We start from the raw sequence: 16,113 nt of genomic DNA, 5'->3' as shown, positions 1-16,113 counted from the left end.
CTGGGTGCGAGTCAGAACGGCGTGGCGGCGGGTTCGGCCTGCCAGGTCCGCTCGTCCGCGCTGTCTGCGTCGGCCCCGGATTCCGCGCCCGGCGCCGCCCACTCCGTCGCCGATTCGCCGGTGTCGGCCTGACCGCGCGGCTTCTCGTCGCGCGTGAACACCGACGTCCCGAAGGCGAGGTCGTGTCCCAGTGCGACGGCGTCGATCTCGGCATCCGTTCCGGACTTGTCACCGGCCTCCCACCGCTTGATGGCGAGGGTTCCGTGCACGACGATGCGCTGACCTCGACGGACGGAAGCGGCGACGTGCTCTCCGAGCGTCCGGAAGACCGAGACGCGGTACCAGCTGGTGAGCCCGTCGACCCACGCGCCCGCCTTCACGTCGTAACGGCGGTCGGTGCTGGCGACCCGCAGCGACACGACGGGCGTGCCGTCGGGAAGTCGACGGTACTCGGGGTCGGCCCCGACGTTGCCGACGATCGTGATGTGATCCTTCATTTCGACTCCTTCAGTCGTCGGGGCACGGTTGTGCCCGCTCGATGCTCCGACGCCCGCGTGCCCGGCGGGCGTCGGAGCCCCTTCAGGATTCCGTTGACGCCCGGCACGACGGCGCCCCGGTCGCCGAACGGTGGAAACCGTCGGCGACCGGGGCGCGTGGGGAGAAGGCGGAGACCATGAGGTCCGCCGGGGAGGATCAGCGGCGGGCGTACTCCCCGAACCGGGCCCGGACCTTGTTCACCTTCGGCACCGCGACGGCCAGGCAGTAGCCCTGGCCCGGGTTCTTGGTGAAGAAGTCCTGGTGGTAGTCCTCGGCGGGGTACCACTCGCCGAGGGGCTCCATCGTGGTGACCAGTCCGCCACCCCACCAATCCGCGGCACGTTCCGCGGCGCGCTGGAACTCCTCGCGCTGCGCGTCATCGGCGGGGAACATGGCGGAGCGGTACTGGGTGCCGACGTCGTTGCCCTGCCGGTTGAGCTGGCGCGGGTCGTGCATGGTGAAGAACGCATCGAGGATGACGTCGGAAGGGATGATCTCCTCGTCGAACGTCACCTTGACGGCCTCAGCGTGACCGGTCGTGCCGGTGCACACCTGCTCGTACGTGGGCGACGCCACGGAACCGCCGATGTAGCCAGATTCGACCGACTCGACTCCCTCGAGAGCGCGGTACGCGGCGTCGAGACACCAGAAGCAGCCTCCGGCAAGCACATAGGTCTGCATGCGAGACCTTCCTTTCACTGTGGGATCGTCACGAGGGACAACGCCGACGGCGGGCGCGATGTTCCGTCCCGAAGGTGCGTGTCGGTGGCCGAGCGTACCCTGCGAATCGACGCAGAGGAGGCCCCGTGACCACCATCGCACCGAACACCGATGTCCGGCTCCGCCGATATCGCCTCACACCTGTCTCCGACCGCCTGTCGCGCGTCGTCGACCCCGAGGGCCGGGTCGTCGGACACGTGGCCCGCATCGGCGACGACCTCGCCACGCGCTATCGCGCGCGCCGGTTCCGCCCTGCGGCCGGTGGCTTCGTCGAGCTCGGCGATTTCTGGCGGATGGAGGACGCGGTGGCCGTCCTCCACGACTCGCGCTGACACGCTCAGACGATGGCGGCGACGGCCTCGCTCTCGTCCTGCGCGTGCCCCGCACCCGCGCCGCCCACTTCGGGCCACAGTCGTGCCAGCACCGTGATCGCGTCCCGCAGTTGCTCGGGCGGGGCGGTGAACGGCACGCGAAGGTGCGCGTCGTATCCGCCGTCCACGGAGAAACGCGGGCCCGCCGACAGGAGGACTCCCTCGCGCCGAGCCGCCAGGACGAGCGATCCGCTGAGCGGAGCGTCCATCCCCACCCACAACGAGACTCCGCCCGCCGGGACGGGGACATCCCACGTCGGGAACGATGCGCGGAGCGCGGCCACGGCGGCATCCCTCCCCCGGCCGAGCAACTCGGCGCGCTGCGGCAGGATGTCGGGCATCAGACGCATGAGACGCGAGGCGACGGCTTGCTCGAACTCGGCGGTGCCGAGATCGCGACGGGGGCGGGAAGCCACCAGCCGCCGCACGAAGGTTCGGTCCGCCCGCACCCAGCCGACCCGCAGCCCACCCCACACCGTCTTGCCCAGTGAACCGATCCGCACGGCATGAGGTCCGAAGTCCAACGGTTCTGGAGCGGTGCCGTCGATTATCAGCTCGGCGGTCGTCTCGTCGATCACGAGCACCGTCCCCGCGCGTTCGGCTGCGGCGCGGAAGGTCGCGGCATCCGTCGGGGACATCGACCGCCCCGTCGGGTTCTGGAACCACGGCATGAGATAGGCGAGGGTCGGACGCGCACGCCGGAAGGTCTGCTCGGCACGATCGAGGTCCCAGCCGCCGTCGACGGTCACCGGTGTTCCGGTCACGCGCGCTCCCGTGGCCTTGATCGCCTCGGTCGCATGCGGGTACGTGGGCGTCTCGAGCAGCGCCGTCATCCCCGGCCCGAGGAGAGCGGCCGTGACGAGGTGGATGGCGTGCTGTCCCCCGTTCGTGACCAGGATCTCGTCCGGGGCAGTCGGAATCCCGCGTGCGGTGTAGCGGTCGGCGATGGCCGTCCGGAGTTCGCTGCTGCCGACGATGTCGTAACCGGGCCGGCCGACGAGGGATGCGGCATCCGCTCCGACCTCGGCGATGACGCCCGCAAGGCCGGGCCACGCCGCCGGACTGGCCTGCTGCAGGTCGATGCCCTCGCCGTCGTCGAACACTCGACCGGCTCCTCGGCGCACCTGGGGAAGCGTGATGCTGCCCGATCCCCGCGTGCTCTCGATGTGACCGCTCTCGCGGAGCGAGCGATAGGCCGCCGCGACCGTCGCCCGACTCAGGCCGAGTGTCGCCGCGAGTTCGCGCTCGGCGGGCAGGGCGGTGTGGGCGGCGACGCGGTTATCGAGACAGAGAAGACGGATGCCGTCGGCCAGGGCCTCGTAGGTGGGCGTCCTGGTCCGCCAGCCACCGAGTGCAGCGGCGAGGCTTCGGGCACCGATCCGAGAGTCCATGGTCCACCTTTTCGAGATTGGACTGCATACAGAAGGCCAATCTTACGGTGGAATGGGTCCATGCTTCTGCGCCTCCTCCGCCTCGTCATCGGACTCGCCCTGTTCGGCATCGGCTGCGCCGTCCTCGTCCAGGCCGGCATCGGACTCGACCCCTGGACGGTCCTCGCCGAGGGACTCTCCGTGCAGACGGGTATCGGGATCGGCTGGATCGTCGTCATCACCGGCGCGCTCGTCCTCCTCGCCTGGATCCCGCTCCGTCAACGCCCCGGCATCGGCACGATCGCGAACATCCTCGTCGTCGGAACCGTCATGCAGGGGGCGCTTGCGGTCATCCCGCCCGTCGAGAACTACCTCTTGGGCGTTCTCGTCTTCGTGTTCGGCATCGCGCTCATCGCCGCGGCATCCGGGATCTACCTCGGCGCCGACCTCGGACCGGGGCCGCGCGACGGGTTGATGACCGGCCTCCACGCTCGGTTCGGATGGCCGATCTGGGTCTGCCGGTTCGCCGTCGAAGGGAGCGTCCTCGTCACCGGGTGGCTGCTCGGCGGCACCGTAGGCCTCGGCACGGTGCTGTTCGCGGTCCTCATCGGTCCCGGCGTCCACGTCGCCCTCGACGTGTCGGCGCGGTGGCGCGCCCTGCGCGCGCGCCGAGCGACCATAACCGTGTGAGCGGTAGCCTGGGGGGCGAGCATCCTTCCCTCCATAGCTCAGTGGATAGAGCGAGCGGTTTCTACCCGCCAGGTCGGGGGTTCGAATCCTCCTGGAGGGGCTCCGAGTCGCCGTGTCCGCGGACGACTCCTGTGGGAGGAGACCACGTGTCAGCTGCGGAGAACGACCGCCTCGTCTGGATCGACTGCGAGATGACGGGCCTCGACCTGTCGGTCGACGAGCTCGTGGAAGTCGCCGTCGTCATTACCGACTTCGAGCTCAACGTCCTCGACCCCGGCTTCCAGATCGTGATCAAGCCCGACGACTCCGCCCTCGCGCACATGAACGACTTCGTGACGAAGATGCACGAGAGCTCCGGCCTTCTCGCAGAGATCCCGAACGGGGTGAGCCTCGCCGACGCCGAATTCCAGGTGCTCGAGTACATCCAGCGGTTCGTCCCCGAAGGCAAGGCCCCGCTCGCGGGCAACACGATCGGCACCGACCGCATGTTCCTCGCGCGCTACATGCCCCGCGTCGATCGGTGGCTGCACTACCGCAACGTCGACGTGTCGAGCGTGAAGGAGCTCGCCCGTCGGTGGTACCCCCGCGCCTACTTCAACGCTCCGGCGAAGGACGGCGGCCATCGCGCCCTCGCCGACATCCGCGAGAGCGTCCGCGAGCTCGCGTACTACCGCGAGACGGTCTTCGTGGACGCCCCCGGACCGTCGAGCGACGACGCGCGCACCGCCGCGGCATCCGCCGTGTCATCGTTCGCCTCCGGACTGTAATACACTTGTGGGGTTGCCCGGAGACGGGCACATGGTGGGTATAGCTCAGTTGGTAGAGCACCTGGTTGTGGTCCAGGGGGTCGCGGGTTCAAGTCCCGTTACTCACCCCATATCTTCTCCGCGTGAGGCGTGGTCATGATCGATATGGATGCCGAGGCATTCGAGGATCTGGTTGCGTCCGAACTCGATGGGTTGCCCGACGACATGGTCGTGGGGCTCGACAACGTCGTGTTCGTCGTCGAGGACCGTCCCGAGGACGGCTCACTCGACCTGTTGGGGCTGTACGACGGCCTCGCGTTGACGGAGCGGGACCAGTACGGCATGGGTGACCTCCCGGATCGCATCATCCTCTACCGGGAACCGCACCTGGACGCGTGCGATGACGTCGACGACCTCCGTGATGAGGTGCACACGACCCTCGTCCACGAGATCGCCCACTTCTACGGCATCGACGATGCCCGACTGCACGAGCTGGGGTGGGCCTGATGAGCATCGCGTCGCCGGAGATCGACGAGCGGACGGACCTGCAGGCATCCACCTCGGGACCCTGGCAGACCGTCGTCTGGAACGACCCCGTCAACCTCATGAGCTACGTGGAGCACATCTTCCGCCAGTACTTCGGATTCTCGCGTGAGAAGGCGCACCGGCTGATGCTCGCCGTCCACCACGACGGGCACGCGGTCGTCGCCGAGGGGGCGCGGGAGCAGATGGAGCTGCACGCTCAGGCGATGCACGACTACGGGCTGTGGGCGACCGTGCGAGAGGCGGGGTCGTGACTGGCCACGCTGTCGCCATGGAGCTGACGCTCCTCGAAGCCGCGCATCTGTCCGATCTCGTCGGACAGTTCGAAGACGTCGTGACCTCGCACGACGGCTCCGACCCGGCCGTGCGCCGACTCGTGCCGGACGCCTACGCCGACGACGCAGAGGCAGCGGCGGAGTTCCGTCGCCTGACCGAGGACGACCTCCTGGCACGACGGGCGGCGGATGCGGGCATCGTCCGCGCGTCCCTGCGGCACGACGGGCAGGACCTCGACATCGATCAGCTCGACCGCGCCGCCGCCGAGGACATCCTCGTGGTCGACCTGACCCCGGATGCCGCCGGTGCCTGGCTCCGCACGCTCGCCGCCCTTCGGCTGGTGCTGGCGGACCGGCTCGGGGTGACGGACGAAGAGCAGCGCGGCGACGGCGACGCCCGGTTCGGCGTGTACGAGTGGATCGGCTACCGCCTCGAGATGCTCGTGCAGGCGCTCGACGCCTGAGCAGGGACGTTCAGGGCAGCCGGAAGACGTGGCTCGCGAGCTGATCCGGGTGGTGATCCCGGAGGTGCGCCTCTTCTTGCCTCTCCCACCGCTCCCAGTGCGGTCGGTACGTCTCGCCGTCCCGTTCGAGCGCGCGCACCCGGCGGGCGTCCCGGGGCGCGTCGAGCCATACGGCGACGTCCGCGAGCGGGGCCGATGCGGGCGTCAGCACACCGGAACCCTCCACGATGACGACGGCCGCGGGGGCGACGCGCCTCTCCTGCCCCGAGGGCCGATCCGTCGTCCAATCCCACACCGGCCACGACCCCGGTTCGCCCCTGCGCAGCGGCACGAGGACGCCCTGACGCACGGTGTCCGCGCCGTCGCGCAGGCCGTCCCAGCCGGGGTAGACGTCGTCGAGTCGCACGATCGCCGCACCCGCCAGCCGCTCGGCGAGGAGGTCCGCGAACGTCGACTTCCCGGCGCCGGAACGACCGTCGACCAGCACCACCGCCGGCTCGCGCCGCACGCCGTGAACGGCGTCCGCGACGTCGTCGACCGCGACGACGAGGGCAGCCCCGAGCCGATCAGCGCTTGAGTGCACGGATGACGCGGCTGAGCGCCCGTCCCGCGATCCACACGAACGGGATGCCGACGGCGACGAGCGAGACTAGATTCGGCTCGAAGCGCAGGTCATCGCCGGTGCGGATGTACGCACCGATCGGGATCGCGGCGCCGCCGCCGCCTCCGCCGCCTGCACCGCCCGACGTGTCCTCTCCCGCGCCGAAGCCCGACCAGGTCAGGGCGACGGGGATGATCCGGATGCCGTCGACGTCCTGCTGTTCGCCGTAGACGGTGGTCACGCCGAGCGAGGCGAACTGCTTGCCGAGTTCGAGGGGGAGGTTTGCCATGCCCTCACGGTAGCCGCAGGCGACGCGGAAAGCAGGGGGTTGCGCCGATTCGGGTCAGTCCGGCGCGGGGCGCGGGTTGGTGGGAAGAGCGTTGACGTCTCGTCGCGGCCCGAGGGTGCTCGCGCGCGTGACGGCGCCGCGGCCGAACCTGCTGCGGGCGTCGTCGAGAGCGGCATCCACCCTCCGCCACTCCGCGTCGTCGTCCCACAGTGCCAGACCGCCGATACCGTCGCCCGTGAGCTTCTCGCCTCGGACCCCGATCAACCGGACGGGCTGGACGAGGTCGATCTTTCCGAAAAGCTCGAGGGCGACGTCGCCGATCCGCTGACCGACGTTCGTGGGCTCAGGGACGCTCACCGACCGTGAGAGGGTCGTGAAGTCCGCGAACCGCACTTTTATGGCGATCGTCCGCGCTTCCCAGCCGCCCGCGCGCAATCGAGAGGCGACCCTGTCGGCGAGACGGCGGAATTCGCTCCGGAGCATCGCTGTGTCGGAGACATCCTCGAGGAAGGTCTCCTCGTGCCCGACGCTCTTCTCGGTGTGCTCCGTCTGCACCGACCGCGGGTCGTGGCCGCGCGCGAGCTGCGAGACACGCGCGCCCATCGCCGGGCCGAGCGCTCGATCGAGGACGCTCCGCGGGGTGTTCAGGATGTCGGACACCATCCGGATGCCGCGCGCTTCGAGTGCCTCTGCAGCTTTGGGACCGACGCCCCAGAGCGCGCTGACCGGGCGAGCAGCGAGGAACGCCTGTGTGTCGGGCTCAGCGACGATCAGCAGCCCGTCGGGCTTCGACACCGTCGAGGCGATCTTCGCGACGTGCTTCGTGGCCGCGACGCCGATGCTGCACGTCAGTCCGGTCTCCTCCAGGACCCGGCGGCGGACCATCCGAGCGATTTCGCCGGGACTCCCCCAGAGGCGGCGCGCACCGCTCACGTCGAGGAACGCCTCGTCGATCGAGAGCGGCTCCACGAGCGGGGTGACGTCGCGGAAGATCGCCATGACCTTCTTCGACAACTCCGAATACCGCTCGAACCGCGGGACCACGACGATCGCCTGCGGGCACAGCTGGAGTGCCCGGCCGACCGACATCGCCGACCTCACCCCGAAGCGGCGAGCCTCGTACGACGCGCTCGAGACGACGCCGCGCCCCTCCATCCCGCCCACGATGAGCGGCTTACCCGCGAGCGACGGGTCGTACAGGACCTCGACCGACGCGTAGAACGCGTCCATGTCGACGTGGAGGATGCGGGTGCCGGTGTCGTCGGCGCCGTCGGGCGAGACGATCCGTCCCGTCCCGTCTCCGCGTCCCATACCTCCATTGTCGACGATGCCGCCGACACCGAGCCCGGATCGGGCAGCGGCGCGGCGGCATCCTCGATCAGCGTCAGGCCTGTCCGGCGCGCTCCAGGATGAGCTCGCGGACGCGTGCGGCATCCGCCTGGCCCTTCATGGCCTTCATCACGGCGCCGATGACGGCACCGGCGGCCTGGACCTTGCCGTCCTGGATCTTCGCGAGAACGTCGGGCTGCGCGGCGAGGGCCTCGTCGATGGCGGCGATCAGGGCGCCGTCATCCGAGACGACGGCGAGACCACGCGCGTCGACGACCTCCTGCGGGGTCCCCTCCCCCGCGATGACGCCCTCGAGCACCTGACGCGCGAGCTTGTCGGTCAGCGTGCCGGCATCCACCAGCTTCTGCAGCTCGGCGACCGATTCGGGCGAGACCAGCGCGGCGGGTTCGGCTCCCTGCGCGTTGGCGACACGGGTGACTTCGCCCGTCCACCACTTGCGAGCGGATGCCGGGGACGCGCCGGCGGCGATCGTCGCCTCGACCTCGGCGAGGAGACCGCCGTTGGCGACGTCCTGGAACTCGAGGTCGGTGAAGCCCCACTCGGTCTTCAACCGTCGTCGGTACACCGAGGGCGCCTCGGGGAGCGCGGCGCGCAGCTCCTCGATCAGCTCCTCGGACGGCTCGACGGGCAGGAGGTCGGGCTCGGGGAAGTACCGGTAGTCGTCGGCATCCGACTTCGGGCGGCCGGGCGAGGTGCGCCCGGTGTCCTCGTGCCAGTGGCGCGTCTCCTGCGTGATCGTGCCGCCACCGGCGAGGATCGCCGCCTGACGCTGGATCTCATAACGGACGGCACGCTCCACAGAACGCATCGAGTTGACGTTCTTCGTCTCGGTGCGCGTGCCGAGCTTCTCCTGACCGCGGGGGCGGAGCGAAACGTTCGCATCGCAACGGAGGTTGCCGCGCTCCATGCGCGCCTCCGAGATCCCAAGTGACCGCACGATGTCGCGGATCGCCGCCACATAGGCCTTGGCGACCTCCGGAGCACGGTGCTCGGTGCCGAAGATCGGCTTGGTGACGATCTCGACGAGCGGCACGCCGGCGCGGTTGTAGTCGACGAGCGAGTACTCCGCGCCCTGGATGCGACCGGTCGAACCGCCCATGTGGGTGAGCTTGCCGGCATCCTCCTCCATGTGCGCGCGCTCGATCGGGACGACGACCAGGTCGCCGCCCTCGAGTTCGATCTCGACGCTGCCCTCGAAGGCGATCGGCTCGTCGTACTGGGAGATCTGGTAGTTCTTGCCGAGGTCCGGGTAGAAGTAGTTCTTCCGCGCGAACCGGCTCGACGGCGCGATCGAGCAGCCGAGGGCGAGGCCCAGGCTGATCGAGTAGCGGACCGCGGTCTCGTTGACCACCGGCAGCGAACCGGGCAGGCCCATGTCGACCGGGGCGACGAGCGTGTTGGGAGCTGCGTCGTGGTTCGCCTCGTGCGCCGGGTTGGCCGCCGGCGAGAACATCTTGGTCTCGGTGTTGAGCTCGACGTGCACCTCGAAGCCCAGCACCGGCTCGAAGAGCTCGAGTGCTTTGTCGAAGTCCATCAGCGCGTCCTTGGCCATCAGCGGGCTCCTCCGAGGATCGGGGCGCGGTCCAGCAGCGGACCGCCCCAGCTGTCGACGAGCAGGGCCTCGAGGGCCGCGCCGACGCGGTACAGACGTGCATCCTCCCGAGCGGGGGCGACGAACTGGATGCCGACGGGCAGCCCGTCCTCCGCCGCGAGGCCCGAGGGGATCGAGATGCCGGGGACGCCGGCGAGGTTGACCGGGATGGTCGTCACGTCGTTGAGGTACATCTGGATCGGGTCGTCGAGCTTCTCGCCGAGGCGGAAAGCGGTCGTCGGCGCCGACGGCGTCGCGATGACGTCGACCTGCGCGAACGCTTCGTCGAAGTCGCGCTGGATCAGGGTGCGGACCTTCTGAGCGCTGCCGTAGTAGGCGTCGTAGTACCCCGCCGACAGGGCGTAGGTGCCCAGGATGACGCGCCGCTTGACCTCGTCGCCGAAGCCGGCATCGCGGGTCGCGGCCATGACGTCCTCGACGGTGCCACCGGGCACGTTCACCCGCATGCCGAAGCGCACGGAGTCGAACTTGGCCAGGTTGCTGGAGGCCTCCGCGGGGAGGATCAGGTAGTACGCGGCGACCCCGTACTCGAAGTGGGGTGCGCTGACCTCGACGATCTCGGCGCCGGCGGCTTCCATCGCGGCGAGGGAGGCGCGGAACGACTCCGAGACGCCGGTCTGGAAGCCGGAATCGTCGAGCTCGCGGATGACGCCGACCTTCAGGCCCTTCAGGACCTCGCCGGTCGCCCCCTCGCGCGCAGCGGCCGCGAAGGACGGCCAGGCGTCGGCGAGGGACGTGGCGTCGTGGGGGTCGTGCCCGCCGATGACGTCGTGCAGGAGCGCCGAGTCGAGGACCGTGCGCGAGACCGGGCCGACCTGGTCGAGGCTCGACGCGAGCGCGATGGCGCCGTAGCGGCTGACACCGCCGTAGGTGGGCTTCATGCCGACGGTACCGGTCACATGGGCGGGCTGCCGGATGGAGCCGCCGGTGTCGGAGCCGAGGGCGAGCGGTGCCTCGAAGGCGGCGACCGCCGCAGCGGAGCCACCGCCCGACCCGCCGGGGATCCGGTCGAGGTCCCACGGATTGTGGGTCGGGCCGTACGCGGAGTGCTCCGTCGAGGAACCCATGGCGAACTCGTCCATGTTGGTCTTGCCGAGCGGCACGAGACCGGCGGCGCGGGAGCGCGCCACGACGGTCGCATCGTAGGGCGACATGTAGCCCTCGAGGATCTTCGATCCGCTGGTCGACGGCATGTCTGTCGTCACGAGGACGTCCTTGATGGCGAGCGGGACGCCGGCCAGTTCGCCGAGCTCCTCGCCCGCAGCGCGGCGCCGGTCGATGTCCTGGGCGACCTCGACCGCGTGGTCCGAGACGTGCAGGAAGGCGTGGACGTCGCCGTCCACGGCGGCGATACGGTCGAGGTGGGCCTGCGTGGCCTCGACGCTCGACAGCTCGCCGGAACGGAGCTTCGCCGAGAGGTCGGCAGCGGTCAGCTTCAGGATGTCGCTCACTGCTCCTCCCCCAGGATCGCGGTCACGCGGAACCGGCCGTCGGCGGCATCCGGCGCGTTCTGAAGCACCTCGTCGAGGCTCAGCATGTCGCCGGGGACATCGGGACGGAACACATTGCTCAGCGGGATCGGGTGGCTCGTCGCGGCGACCTCGGGGGTGGCGACCTCGGAGACCTTGGCGATGTTGTCGACGATCGCATCGAGCTGGCCGGTGAGGCGTTCCACCTCCTCGTCGCTCAACTGGATCCGGGCGAGCACGCCGAGATGGCGCACGAGATCGGGGGTGATTTCAGACACTCCCCCAGTCTAGTTCGGGCCACTCGTCGTCCGAGCGCTCGCCCTAGGCTGAGGACGTGACCGATTCGATCTCCGCCGATCGCCCCTGGCTCTCGTCCTACGACGCCGGCGTCCCGCTCGATCTCCCGCCCGTCACCGGGTCGCTCATGGATCTGCTCGACGACTCCGTCCGCGATTACCCGAAGGCGGCCGCGCTGCAGTTCTTCGGCAAGGAGACGACCTACGCCGCGCTGGCGGATGCCGTGAGTCGAGCGGCGGCCGGGTTGCGCCGCCTCGGGGTGAAGAAGGGCGACCGGGTCGCGATCGTCCTTCCCAACTGCCCGCAGCACATCGTCGCCTTCTACGCCGTCCTGCGCCTGGGCGCCGTCGTCGTTGAGCACAATCCGCTCTACACGCCGCGGGAGCTGCGGACCCAGTTCCAGGACCACGGCGCGCGCCACGCGATCGTCTGGAACAAGGTCGTCGCGACGGTCCAGGAGTTCCCGGCGGACCTCCACGTCGAGGCACTGGTGTCGGTCGACATCACGACGGCACTCCCGCTGCACACCCGGCTCGCGCTCCGGCTGCCGGTCGCGAAGGCCCGCGAATCGCGCGACGCGCTCACCGCGCCGGTGCGCGGGACGCGCACGTGGGACGACCTCGTCCGGACCGAGCCGCTCCCGGCATCCCACCCCCGTCCCGCCACGGATGACCTCGCGGTCCTCCAATACACCTCCGGAACGACGGGCACGCCCAAGGGTGCGATGCTCACCCATCGGAACCTCCTCGCCAACGCCCGCCAGAGTCAGGCATTCATCCCGGCGGTGGTCCGCGGGGACGGATGCGTCTTCTACGCCGTCCTGCCGATGTTCCACGCGTACGGGCTCACGCTGTGCCTGACGTTCGCGATGTCGATGGGAGCGCGTCTCGTGCTCTTCCCGAAGTTCGACGCCGACATGGTGATCGACGCGATCAAGAAGCACCCGCCGACGGTCCTGCCCCTCGTCCCGCCCATCGCGGAGCGCCTGCTCGCTCGTGCCCGTGAGACCGGCGCGTCGATCCGGGGCATCGGAATCGGCGTGTCGGGCGCGATGGCCCTCTCCCCGGCGCTCGTCGAACCCTTCGAGGAGGCCACGGGCGGCTACCTCATCGAGGGCTACGGCCTCAGCGAGTGCTCACCCGTCTTGATGGTGAACCCGCCGGCCGACAGCCGGAAGGCGGGGACGATCGGCATCCCTGTCCCCGGGACCGACGCGCGGGTCGTCGATCCGGAGGACCCGTCGCGCGTCTTCGGTGTCGGTGAGCCCGGCGAGCTCGTGGTGCGCGGACCGCAGGTCTTCTCGGGGTACTACGGCAAGCCGGAGGAGACCGAGAAGGTGCTCGAGGACGGCTGGTTCCGCACCGGGGACATCGTCGAGCGCGACGAAGACGGCTTTTTCCGGGTCGTCGACCGGCTGAAGGAGCTGATCGTGACGGGCGGCTTCAACGTCTCGCCGTCCGAGGTCGAGGCGACGCTCCGTCAGCACCCGCAGGTCGCGGATGCCGCCGTGGTCGGCCTGCCCGATCCGCACAGCGGCGAGCAGGTCGTGGCCGTCGTCATCCCCGCCCCCGGCGTGACCGACCTCGACATCGACGACATCCGCTCCTTCGCGCGGACGCGACTGACCCCGTACAAGGTGCCGCGTCGCATCGAACCGGTCGACGACCTGCCGCGCTCGCTCATCGGCAAGGTGCTTCGCCGCCAGGTGCGGGACGCGCTGCTCGCGCAGAAGGACTGAGCCTCACTCCACGACGGGAGCCTCGCCGAGGGCATCCGGCCCCTCGGTCACCAGCAGGTGGAACTGAGCTGCGTCGATGATGCGGAGCCCGAGCGCTTCGGCCTTCGCCAGTTTCGAGCCCGCGCCGGGGCCGGCAGCGACGAAGTCGGTCTTCTTCGAGACGCTGGATGCCGCCTTCCCCCCCGCCTGCATGATCGCCTCCTGCGCGCCCTCGCGGGTGTAGCCCTCGAGCGAGCCGGTCGCGACGACCGTGATGCCCTCGAGGACGCCGCCTGCTGCTGCGGCGGCACCGGACCCGGGGTGACCCGGGATCGACAGGCGCGCACCGGCCGCGACCCAGCGATCGACGATGTCGACGTGCCAGTCGACCGCGAACCAGTCCTGCAGTGCGTCGGCGATGATCCCTCCGACGCCGTCGACGGAGGCGAGCTCATCGCGCGAGGCGGCGCGGATGGCGTCGAGTGAGCCGAAGTACTGCGCCAGCGCACGGGCGGCGACCGGACCGACGTGCCGGATGTTGAGGGCGACGAGGAACCGCCAGAGGTCCTTCGTCTTGGCCTTCTCGAGTTCGTCGATGAGGGTGAGCGCCTGAGCCGACGGCTGCGGGCCGGTGAGCCCCTCCTTCTTCTCTGCGGCGCTGGGATTGCGGCGGAAGGGAGCGCGCCGGATCACGTCGCCGGTCTTCTCGTCGACGCGTGCCTCCCCGGTCTCGGAGTCCCGGACGATGACCTCGATCGGGACGAGCCGCTCCACCGTCAGGTCGAACAGCCCCGCCTCGGTGTCGAGGGCGGGTTCCTGCGGCGGGAGCGGCTGCGTCAAGGCGGCCGCGGTGACCTCGCCGAGCGCCTCGATGTCCAGCGCGCCACGGGAGCCGATGTGTTCGACGCGGCCGCGCACCTGCGCGGGGCAGCCGCGGGTGTTCGGGCAGCGCAGATCGATGTCGCCCTCTTTCGCGGGGGCGAGCGTCGAACCGCACTCGGGGCACTCCGTCGGCATGACGAACGCCCGCTCGGTGCCGTCGCGCAGTTCTGCAACCGGTCCGAGCACCTCGGGGATGACGTCGCCCGCCTTGCGCAGCACGACCATGTCGCCGATCAGCACGCCCTTGGCCTTGACGACGTCCTGGTTGTGAAGGGTGGCCTGACGCACGACGCTTCCGGCGACGAGTGCGGGCTCCATCTGCGCGTAGGGCGTGGCTCGGCCTGTGCGCCCCACCGACACGATGATGTCGACGAGCCGCGTCTGCACCTCTTCCGGCGGGTATTTGTAGGCGATCGCCCACCGCGGCGCGCGACTGGTCGCGCCGAGCTCATCGTGCAGCGAGAGTTCGTCGACCTTGACGACGATGCCGTCGAGCTCGTGAGCGACGGAGTGACGCTTCTCGCCGTACTCCGCAACGAAATCGAGGACGCTGTCGACGTCGTCGAAGGTGCGCGGGTAGGGACTGACCGGGAGCCCCCACTCGGCCAGAAGCCCGTACACGTCGCTCTGCGCGGCGACGGGCGGGTCCGGCCACGCGCCGATCCCGTGCACGTACATGCGCAGCGATGCGAGACGGGCCTCGCCGGCCTCCAGCTCGAGACCCGACTTCTTGTCGAGCTGCTGGCGGAGTCCGCCGCTGGCCGCATTGCGCGGGTTGGCGAACGCGGGGAAGCGCCGGGCGGCGCTCTTCTGGGCCTTCTCCTCGTCGTACCGCGGCCGCGCGGCCGCGTCGGCGATGACGCGCTCTCGCAGCCGCGCCTGAAGCGCGTTGAGCTCTTCGAACGCCGCGACGGGGATGAAGACCTCGCCGCGGACCTCGACGAGAGCGGGATGCCCCTCCCCCGCCAGTCGATCGGGGATGCCGGCCACGCGCACCGCGTTGACGGTCACGTCCTCGCCGATGCGGCCGTCGCCTCGGGTCGCGGCCGAGGTCAGGACCCCGTCCTCGTATCGCAGCGAGATGGCGAGACCATCGATCTTGAGTTCGGTGAGCCAGCGCACCGGGCGTCCGGCCGAGGCCTCGGCCTTCGTGCACCACTCCCGCAACTCCTCCGGCGAGAACACGTTGTCGAGGCTCAGCATCCGCTCCGCGTGCTCGACGGGGGCGAACATCGACGATTCGGCCGCGCCGACCGTCTGCGTCGGCGAGTCCTGGCCCTGCAGCTCCGGATGCGCGCGCTCGATGGCCTCGAGCTCGTGCATCCACCCGTCATAGGTCGCGTCGTCGACGAGCCCGACGTCGCCGCCGTAATACGCCTCGCGCGCACCGAGGATCTTCTCGGTGAGGCTCTCGGCGGCGGCGCGCGCCTCATCGAGTGTCAGTGCGGGGAGTTCTGCGTCAGCCACATCGACAGTGTAGGGAGGGCGGCCGACACTCCCGAGCCGCTGTCGTCGTCGCGCACGATGCGGTAGGCGAACGATCCCGAGTACCGGAAGACCTCGCCGAGGAGAGGCATCCGGAGCCGGACGTCGACGCGCTGACGCCCGCCGCCGCCCTGGCCCGCACTCTCCTGCACGGTGACCGAGGCGACCCGGGGCAGAGGGACGCGGATGCCGCGCACCCGCCACGCGAGTCGTCCTGAGCGCAGCACCATACGGCGGTCCTCGATTGCGGGACGAAGGCGTACCTCCAGCCCGCCGCGGCGGCCGAGCCGCTCGATGATCTCCCCGTCACCGGCACGCATCGTGTCGCGCATGACCCGGAGCCGGCCGGGGAACGCGAACCACCGCGATCCGGCGAGACCGTCCGCGACGGGTCGGTTCTCGACCAGGAACGGCACCTGCTCGCCCGCCTCGGGGAAGAGCATGTCGTGCCGCGTCGACCAGACCAGCAGCGGCCACACGATCAGGCGGTAGCGGGATCCGACGGTGTCGTACGTCCCCTCCCCGACCCCGACGTGCCCAGGAGGGATGGGACCGAAGTACCGCGCCAGCACGGACGGCAGATCGCCGTACGCCTCACCGAGCACGCGTTGGTAGACGGATGCCGGGGCGTCCCCGGCGGCGGCGGTCATGCTCGGAATCTACCGCGGGCGGGGGTGGCGGCCGGTGCATGTACC

The 16,113-nt window shown here is 70.1% G+C and carries 18 protein-coding genes and 2 tRNA genes; 9 read left to right on the top strand and 11 right to left on the bottom strand.

The features are described from left to right. Positions 1-11 precede the first annotated feature (11 nt). On the bottom strand, positions 12-497 hold the full coding sequence (locus MRBLMI1x_RS11425; RefSeq protein WP_018187997.1) for a single-stranded DNA-binding protein: 486 nt from the start codon (positions 495-497) through the stop codon (positions 12-14). Between the two features lie 196 nt (positions 498-693). Further along, positions 694-1,218 (bottom strand): peptide-methionine (S)-S-oxide reductase MsrA, encoded by a 525-nt coding sequence (gene msrA / locus MRBLMI1x_RS11420; RefSeq protein WP_018187998.1) that lies wholly within the window; start codon positions 1,216-1,218, stop codon positions 694-696. A 125-nt stretch (positions 1,219-1,343) separates the two neighbouring features. Between msrA and MRBLMI1x_RS11415 the strand changes: the two genes are divergently transcribed. Next, positions 1,344-1,589 carry a hypothetical protein gene (locus MRBLMI1x_RS11415; RefSeq protein ID WP_018187999.1) on the top strand — a complete coding sequence of 82 codons (246 nt, stop codon included), beginning with the start codon at positions 1,344-1,346 and terminating at the stop codon, positions 1,587-1,589. Between the two features lie 5 nt (positions 1,590-1,594). Here MRBLMI1x_RS11415 and MRBLMI1x_RS11410 read toward each other — a convergent pair whose 3' ends face one another. Then, positions 1,595-3,019, bottom strand: coding sequence for a PLP-dependent aminotransferase family protein (locus MRBLMI1x_RS11410; RefSeq protein WP_018188000.1), 1,425 nt, complete (start codon positions 3,017-3,019; stop codon positions 1,595-1,597). A 60-nt stretch (positions 3,020-3,079) separates the two neighbouring features. On the opposite strand from MRBLMI1x_RS11410, the gene MRBLMI1x_RS11405 reads away from it, so the two are divergent. The 7 genes from MRBLMI1x_RS11405 to MRBLMI1x_RS11375 all read left to right on the top strand — a co-directional run bounded on the left by MRBLMI1x_RS11405 (position 3,080) and on the right by MRBLMI1x_RS11375 (position 5,716). After that, positions 3,080-3,688, top strand: a complete 609-nt coding sequence (locus MRBLMI1x_RS11405; RefSeq protein ID WP_018188001.1) for a YczE/YyaS/YitT family protein — start codon at positions 3,080-3,082, stop codon at positions 3,686-3,688. A gap of 27 nt (positions 3,689-3,715) precedes the next feature. Next, a tRNA-Arg gene (locus MRBLMI1x_RS11400) sits at positions 3,716-3,788 on the top strand. A 46-nt stretch (positions 3,789-3,834) separates the two neighbouring features. Continuing rightward, positions 3,835-4,455 carry an oligoribonuclease gene (orn, locus tag MRBLMI1x_RS11395; RefSeq protein ID WP_018188002.1) on the top strand — a complete coding sequence of 207 codons (621 nt, stop codon included), beginning with the start codon at positions 3,835-3,837 and terminating at the stop codon, positions 4,453-4,455. A gap of 34 nt (positions 4,456-4,489) precedes the next feature. Beyond that, a tRNA-His gene (locus tag MRBLMI1x_RS11390) sits at positions 4,490-4,565 on the top strand. A 25-nt stretch (positions 4,566-4,590) separates the two neighbouring features. Then, positions 4,591-4,941, top strand: coding sequence for a metallopeptidase family protein (locus MRBLMI1x_RS11385; RefSeq protein ID WP_026302964.1), 351 nt, complete (start codon positions 4,591-4,593; stop codon positions 4,939-4,941). After that, positions 4,932-5,231, top strand: a complete 300-nt coding sequence (gene clpS, locus MRBLMI1x_RS11380) for an ATP-dependent Clp protease adapter ClpS (protein ID WP_116229060.1) — start codon at positions 4,932-4,934, stop codon at positions 5,229-5,231. The genes MRBLMI1x_RS11385 and clpS overlap by 10 nt, the downstream gene beginning before the upstream one ends. Then, positions 5,228-5,716, top strand: a complete 489-nt coding sequence (locus tag MRBLMI1x_RS11375; protein WP_311870224.1) for a DUF2017 family protein — start codon at positions 5,228-5,230, stop codon at positions 5,714-5,716. Before clpS ends, MRBLMI1x_RS11375 begins: the two co-directional genes overlap by 4 nt. A 10-nt stretch (positions 5,717-5,726) precedes the next feature. On the opposite strand, the gene MRBLMI1x_RS11370 is transcribed toward MRBLMI1x_RS11375, so the two are convergent. The 6 genes from MRBLMI1x_RS11370 to gatC form a co-directional block, all read right to left on the bottom strand. Next, positions 5,727-6,299 (bottom strand): hypothetical protein, encoded by a 573-nt coding sequence (locus MRBLMI1x_RS11370; protein WP_363458851.1) that lies wholly within the window; start codon positions 6,297-6,299, stop codon positions 5,727-5,729. Beyond that, complete coding sequence (locus MRBLMI1x_RS11365) at positions 6,283-6,606, bottom strand: hypothetical protein (RefSeq protein WP_020097236.1); 324 nt, start codon at positions 6,604-6,606, stop codon at positions 6,283-6,285. Before MRBLMI1x_RS11365 ends, MRBLMI1x_RS11370 begins: the two co-directional genes overlap by 17 nt. A 54-nt stretch (positions 6,607-6,660) precedes the next feature. Then, positions 6,661-7,917 carry a DNA polymerase IV gene (gene dinB, locus MRBLMI1x_RS11360; protein WP_116229057.1) on the bottom strand — a complete coding sequence of 419 codons (1,257 nt, stop codon included), beginning with the start codon at positions 7,915-7,917 and terminating at the stop codon, positions 6,661-6,663. A gap of 73 nt (positions 7,918-7,990) precedes the next feature. Further along, positions 7,991-9,508, bottom strand: a complete 1,518-nt coding sequence (gene gatB, locus MRBLMI1x_RS11355; protein WP_018188009.1) for an Asp-tRNA(Asn)/Glu-tRNA(Gln) amidotransferase subunit GatB — start codon at positions 9,506-9,508, stop codon at positions 7,991-7,993. After that, positions 9,508-11,019 (bottom strand): Asp-tRNA(Asn)/Glu-tRNA(Gln) amidotransferase subunit GatA, encoded by a 1,512-nt coding sequence (gatA, locus tag MRBLMI1x_RS11350; RefSeq protein WP_363458847.1) that lies wholly within the window; start codon positions 11,017-11,019, stop codon positions 9,508-9,510. The genes gatB and gatA overlap by 1 nt, the downstream gene beginning before the upstream one ends. Next, positions 11,016-11,315 carry an Asp-tRNA(Asn)/Glu-tRNA(Gln) amidotransferase subunit GatC gene (gene gatC, locus MRBLMI1x_RS11345; RefSeq protein ID WP_018188011.1) on the bottom strand — a complete coding sequence of 100 codons (300 nt, stop codon included), beginning with the start codon at positions 11,313-11,315 and terminating at the stop codon, positions 11,016-11,018. Before gatC ends, gatA begins: the two co-directional genes overlap by 4 nt. 56 nt (positions 11,316-11,371) lie before the next feature. On the opposite strand from gatC, the gene MRBLMI1x_RS11340 reads away from it, so the two are divergent. Further along, a complete protein-coding gene (locus tag MRBLMI1x_RS11340) occupies positions 11,372-13,072 on the top strand; it encodes a long-chain-fatty-acid--CoA ligase (protein ID WP_363458845.1) in 1,701 nt (566 codons plus the stop codon). 3 nt (positions 13,073-13,075) lie between these two features. Here the strand turns inward: MRBLMI1x_RS11340 and ligA are convergent, their stop codons facing one another. Both ligA and MRBLMI1x_RS11330 read right to left on the bottom strand, forming a co-directional pair. Further along, positions 13,076-15,400 carry an NAD-dependent DNA ligase LigA gene (gene ligA / locus MRBLMI1x_RS11335; protein ID WP_363458843.1) on the bottom strand — a complete coding sequence of 775 codons (2,325 nt, stop codon included), beginning with the start codon at positions 15,398-15,400 and terminating at the stop codon, positions 13,076-13,078. Beyond that, the gene (locus MRBLMI1x_RS11330; RefSeq protein WP_363458841.1) at positions 15,373-16,068 is read right to left on the bottom strand and encodes a DUF4166 domain-containing protein; all 696 of its coding nucleotides are present in this window, start codon (positions 16,066-16,068) and stop codon (positions 15,373-15,375) included. Before MRBLMI1x_RS11330 ends, ligA begins: the two co-directional genes overlap by 28 nt. Between the last annotated feature and the right edge of the window lie 45 nt (positions 16,069-16,113).

Source organism: Microbacterium sp. LMI1x-1-1.1 (genome assembly GCF_040676205.1).
In the GTDB taxonomy this organism is placed as follows: Bacteria; Actinomycetota; Actinomycetes; order Actinomycetales; family Microbacteriaceae; genus Microbacterium; species Microbacterium aquilitoris.
Note: the sequence above shows the minus strand (reverse complement) of the source record. Positions and strands in the feature narration are given on the sequence as shown.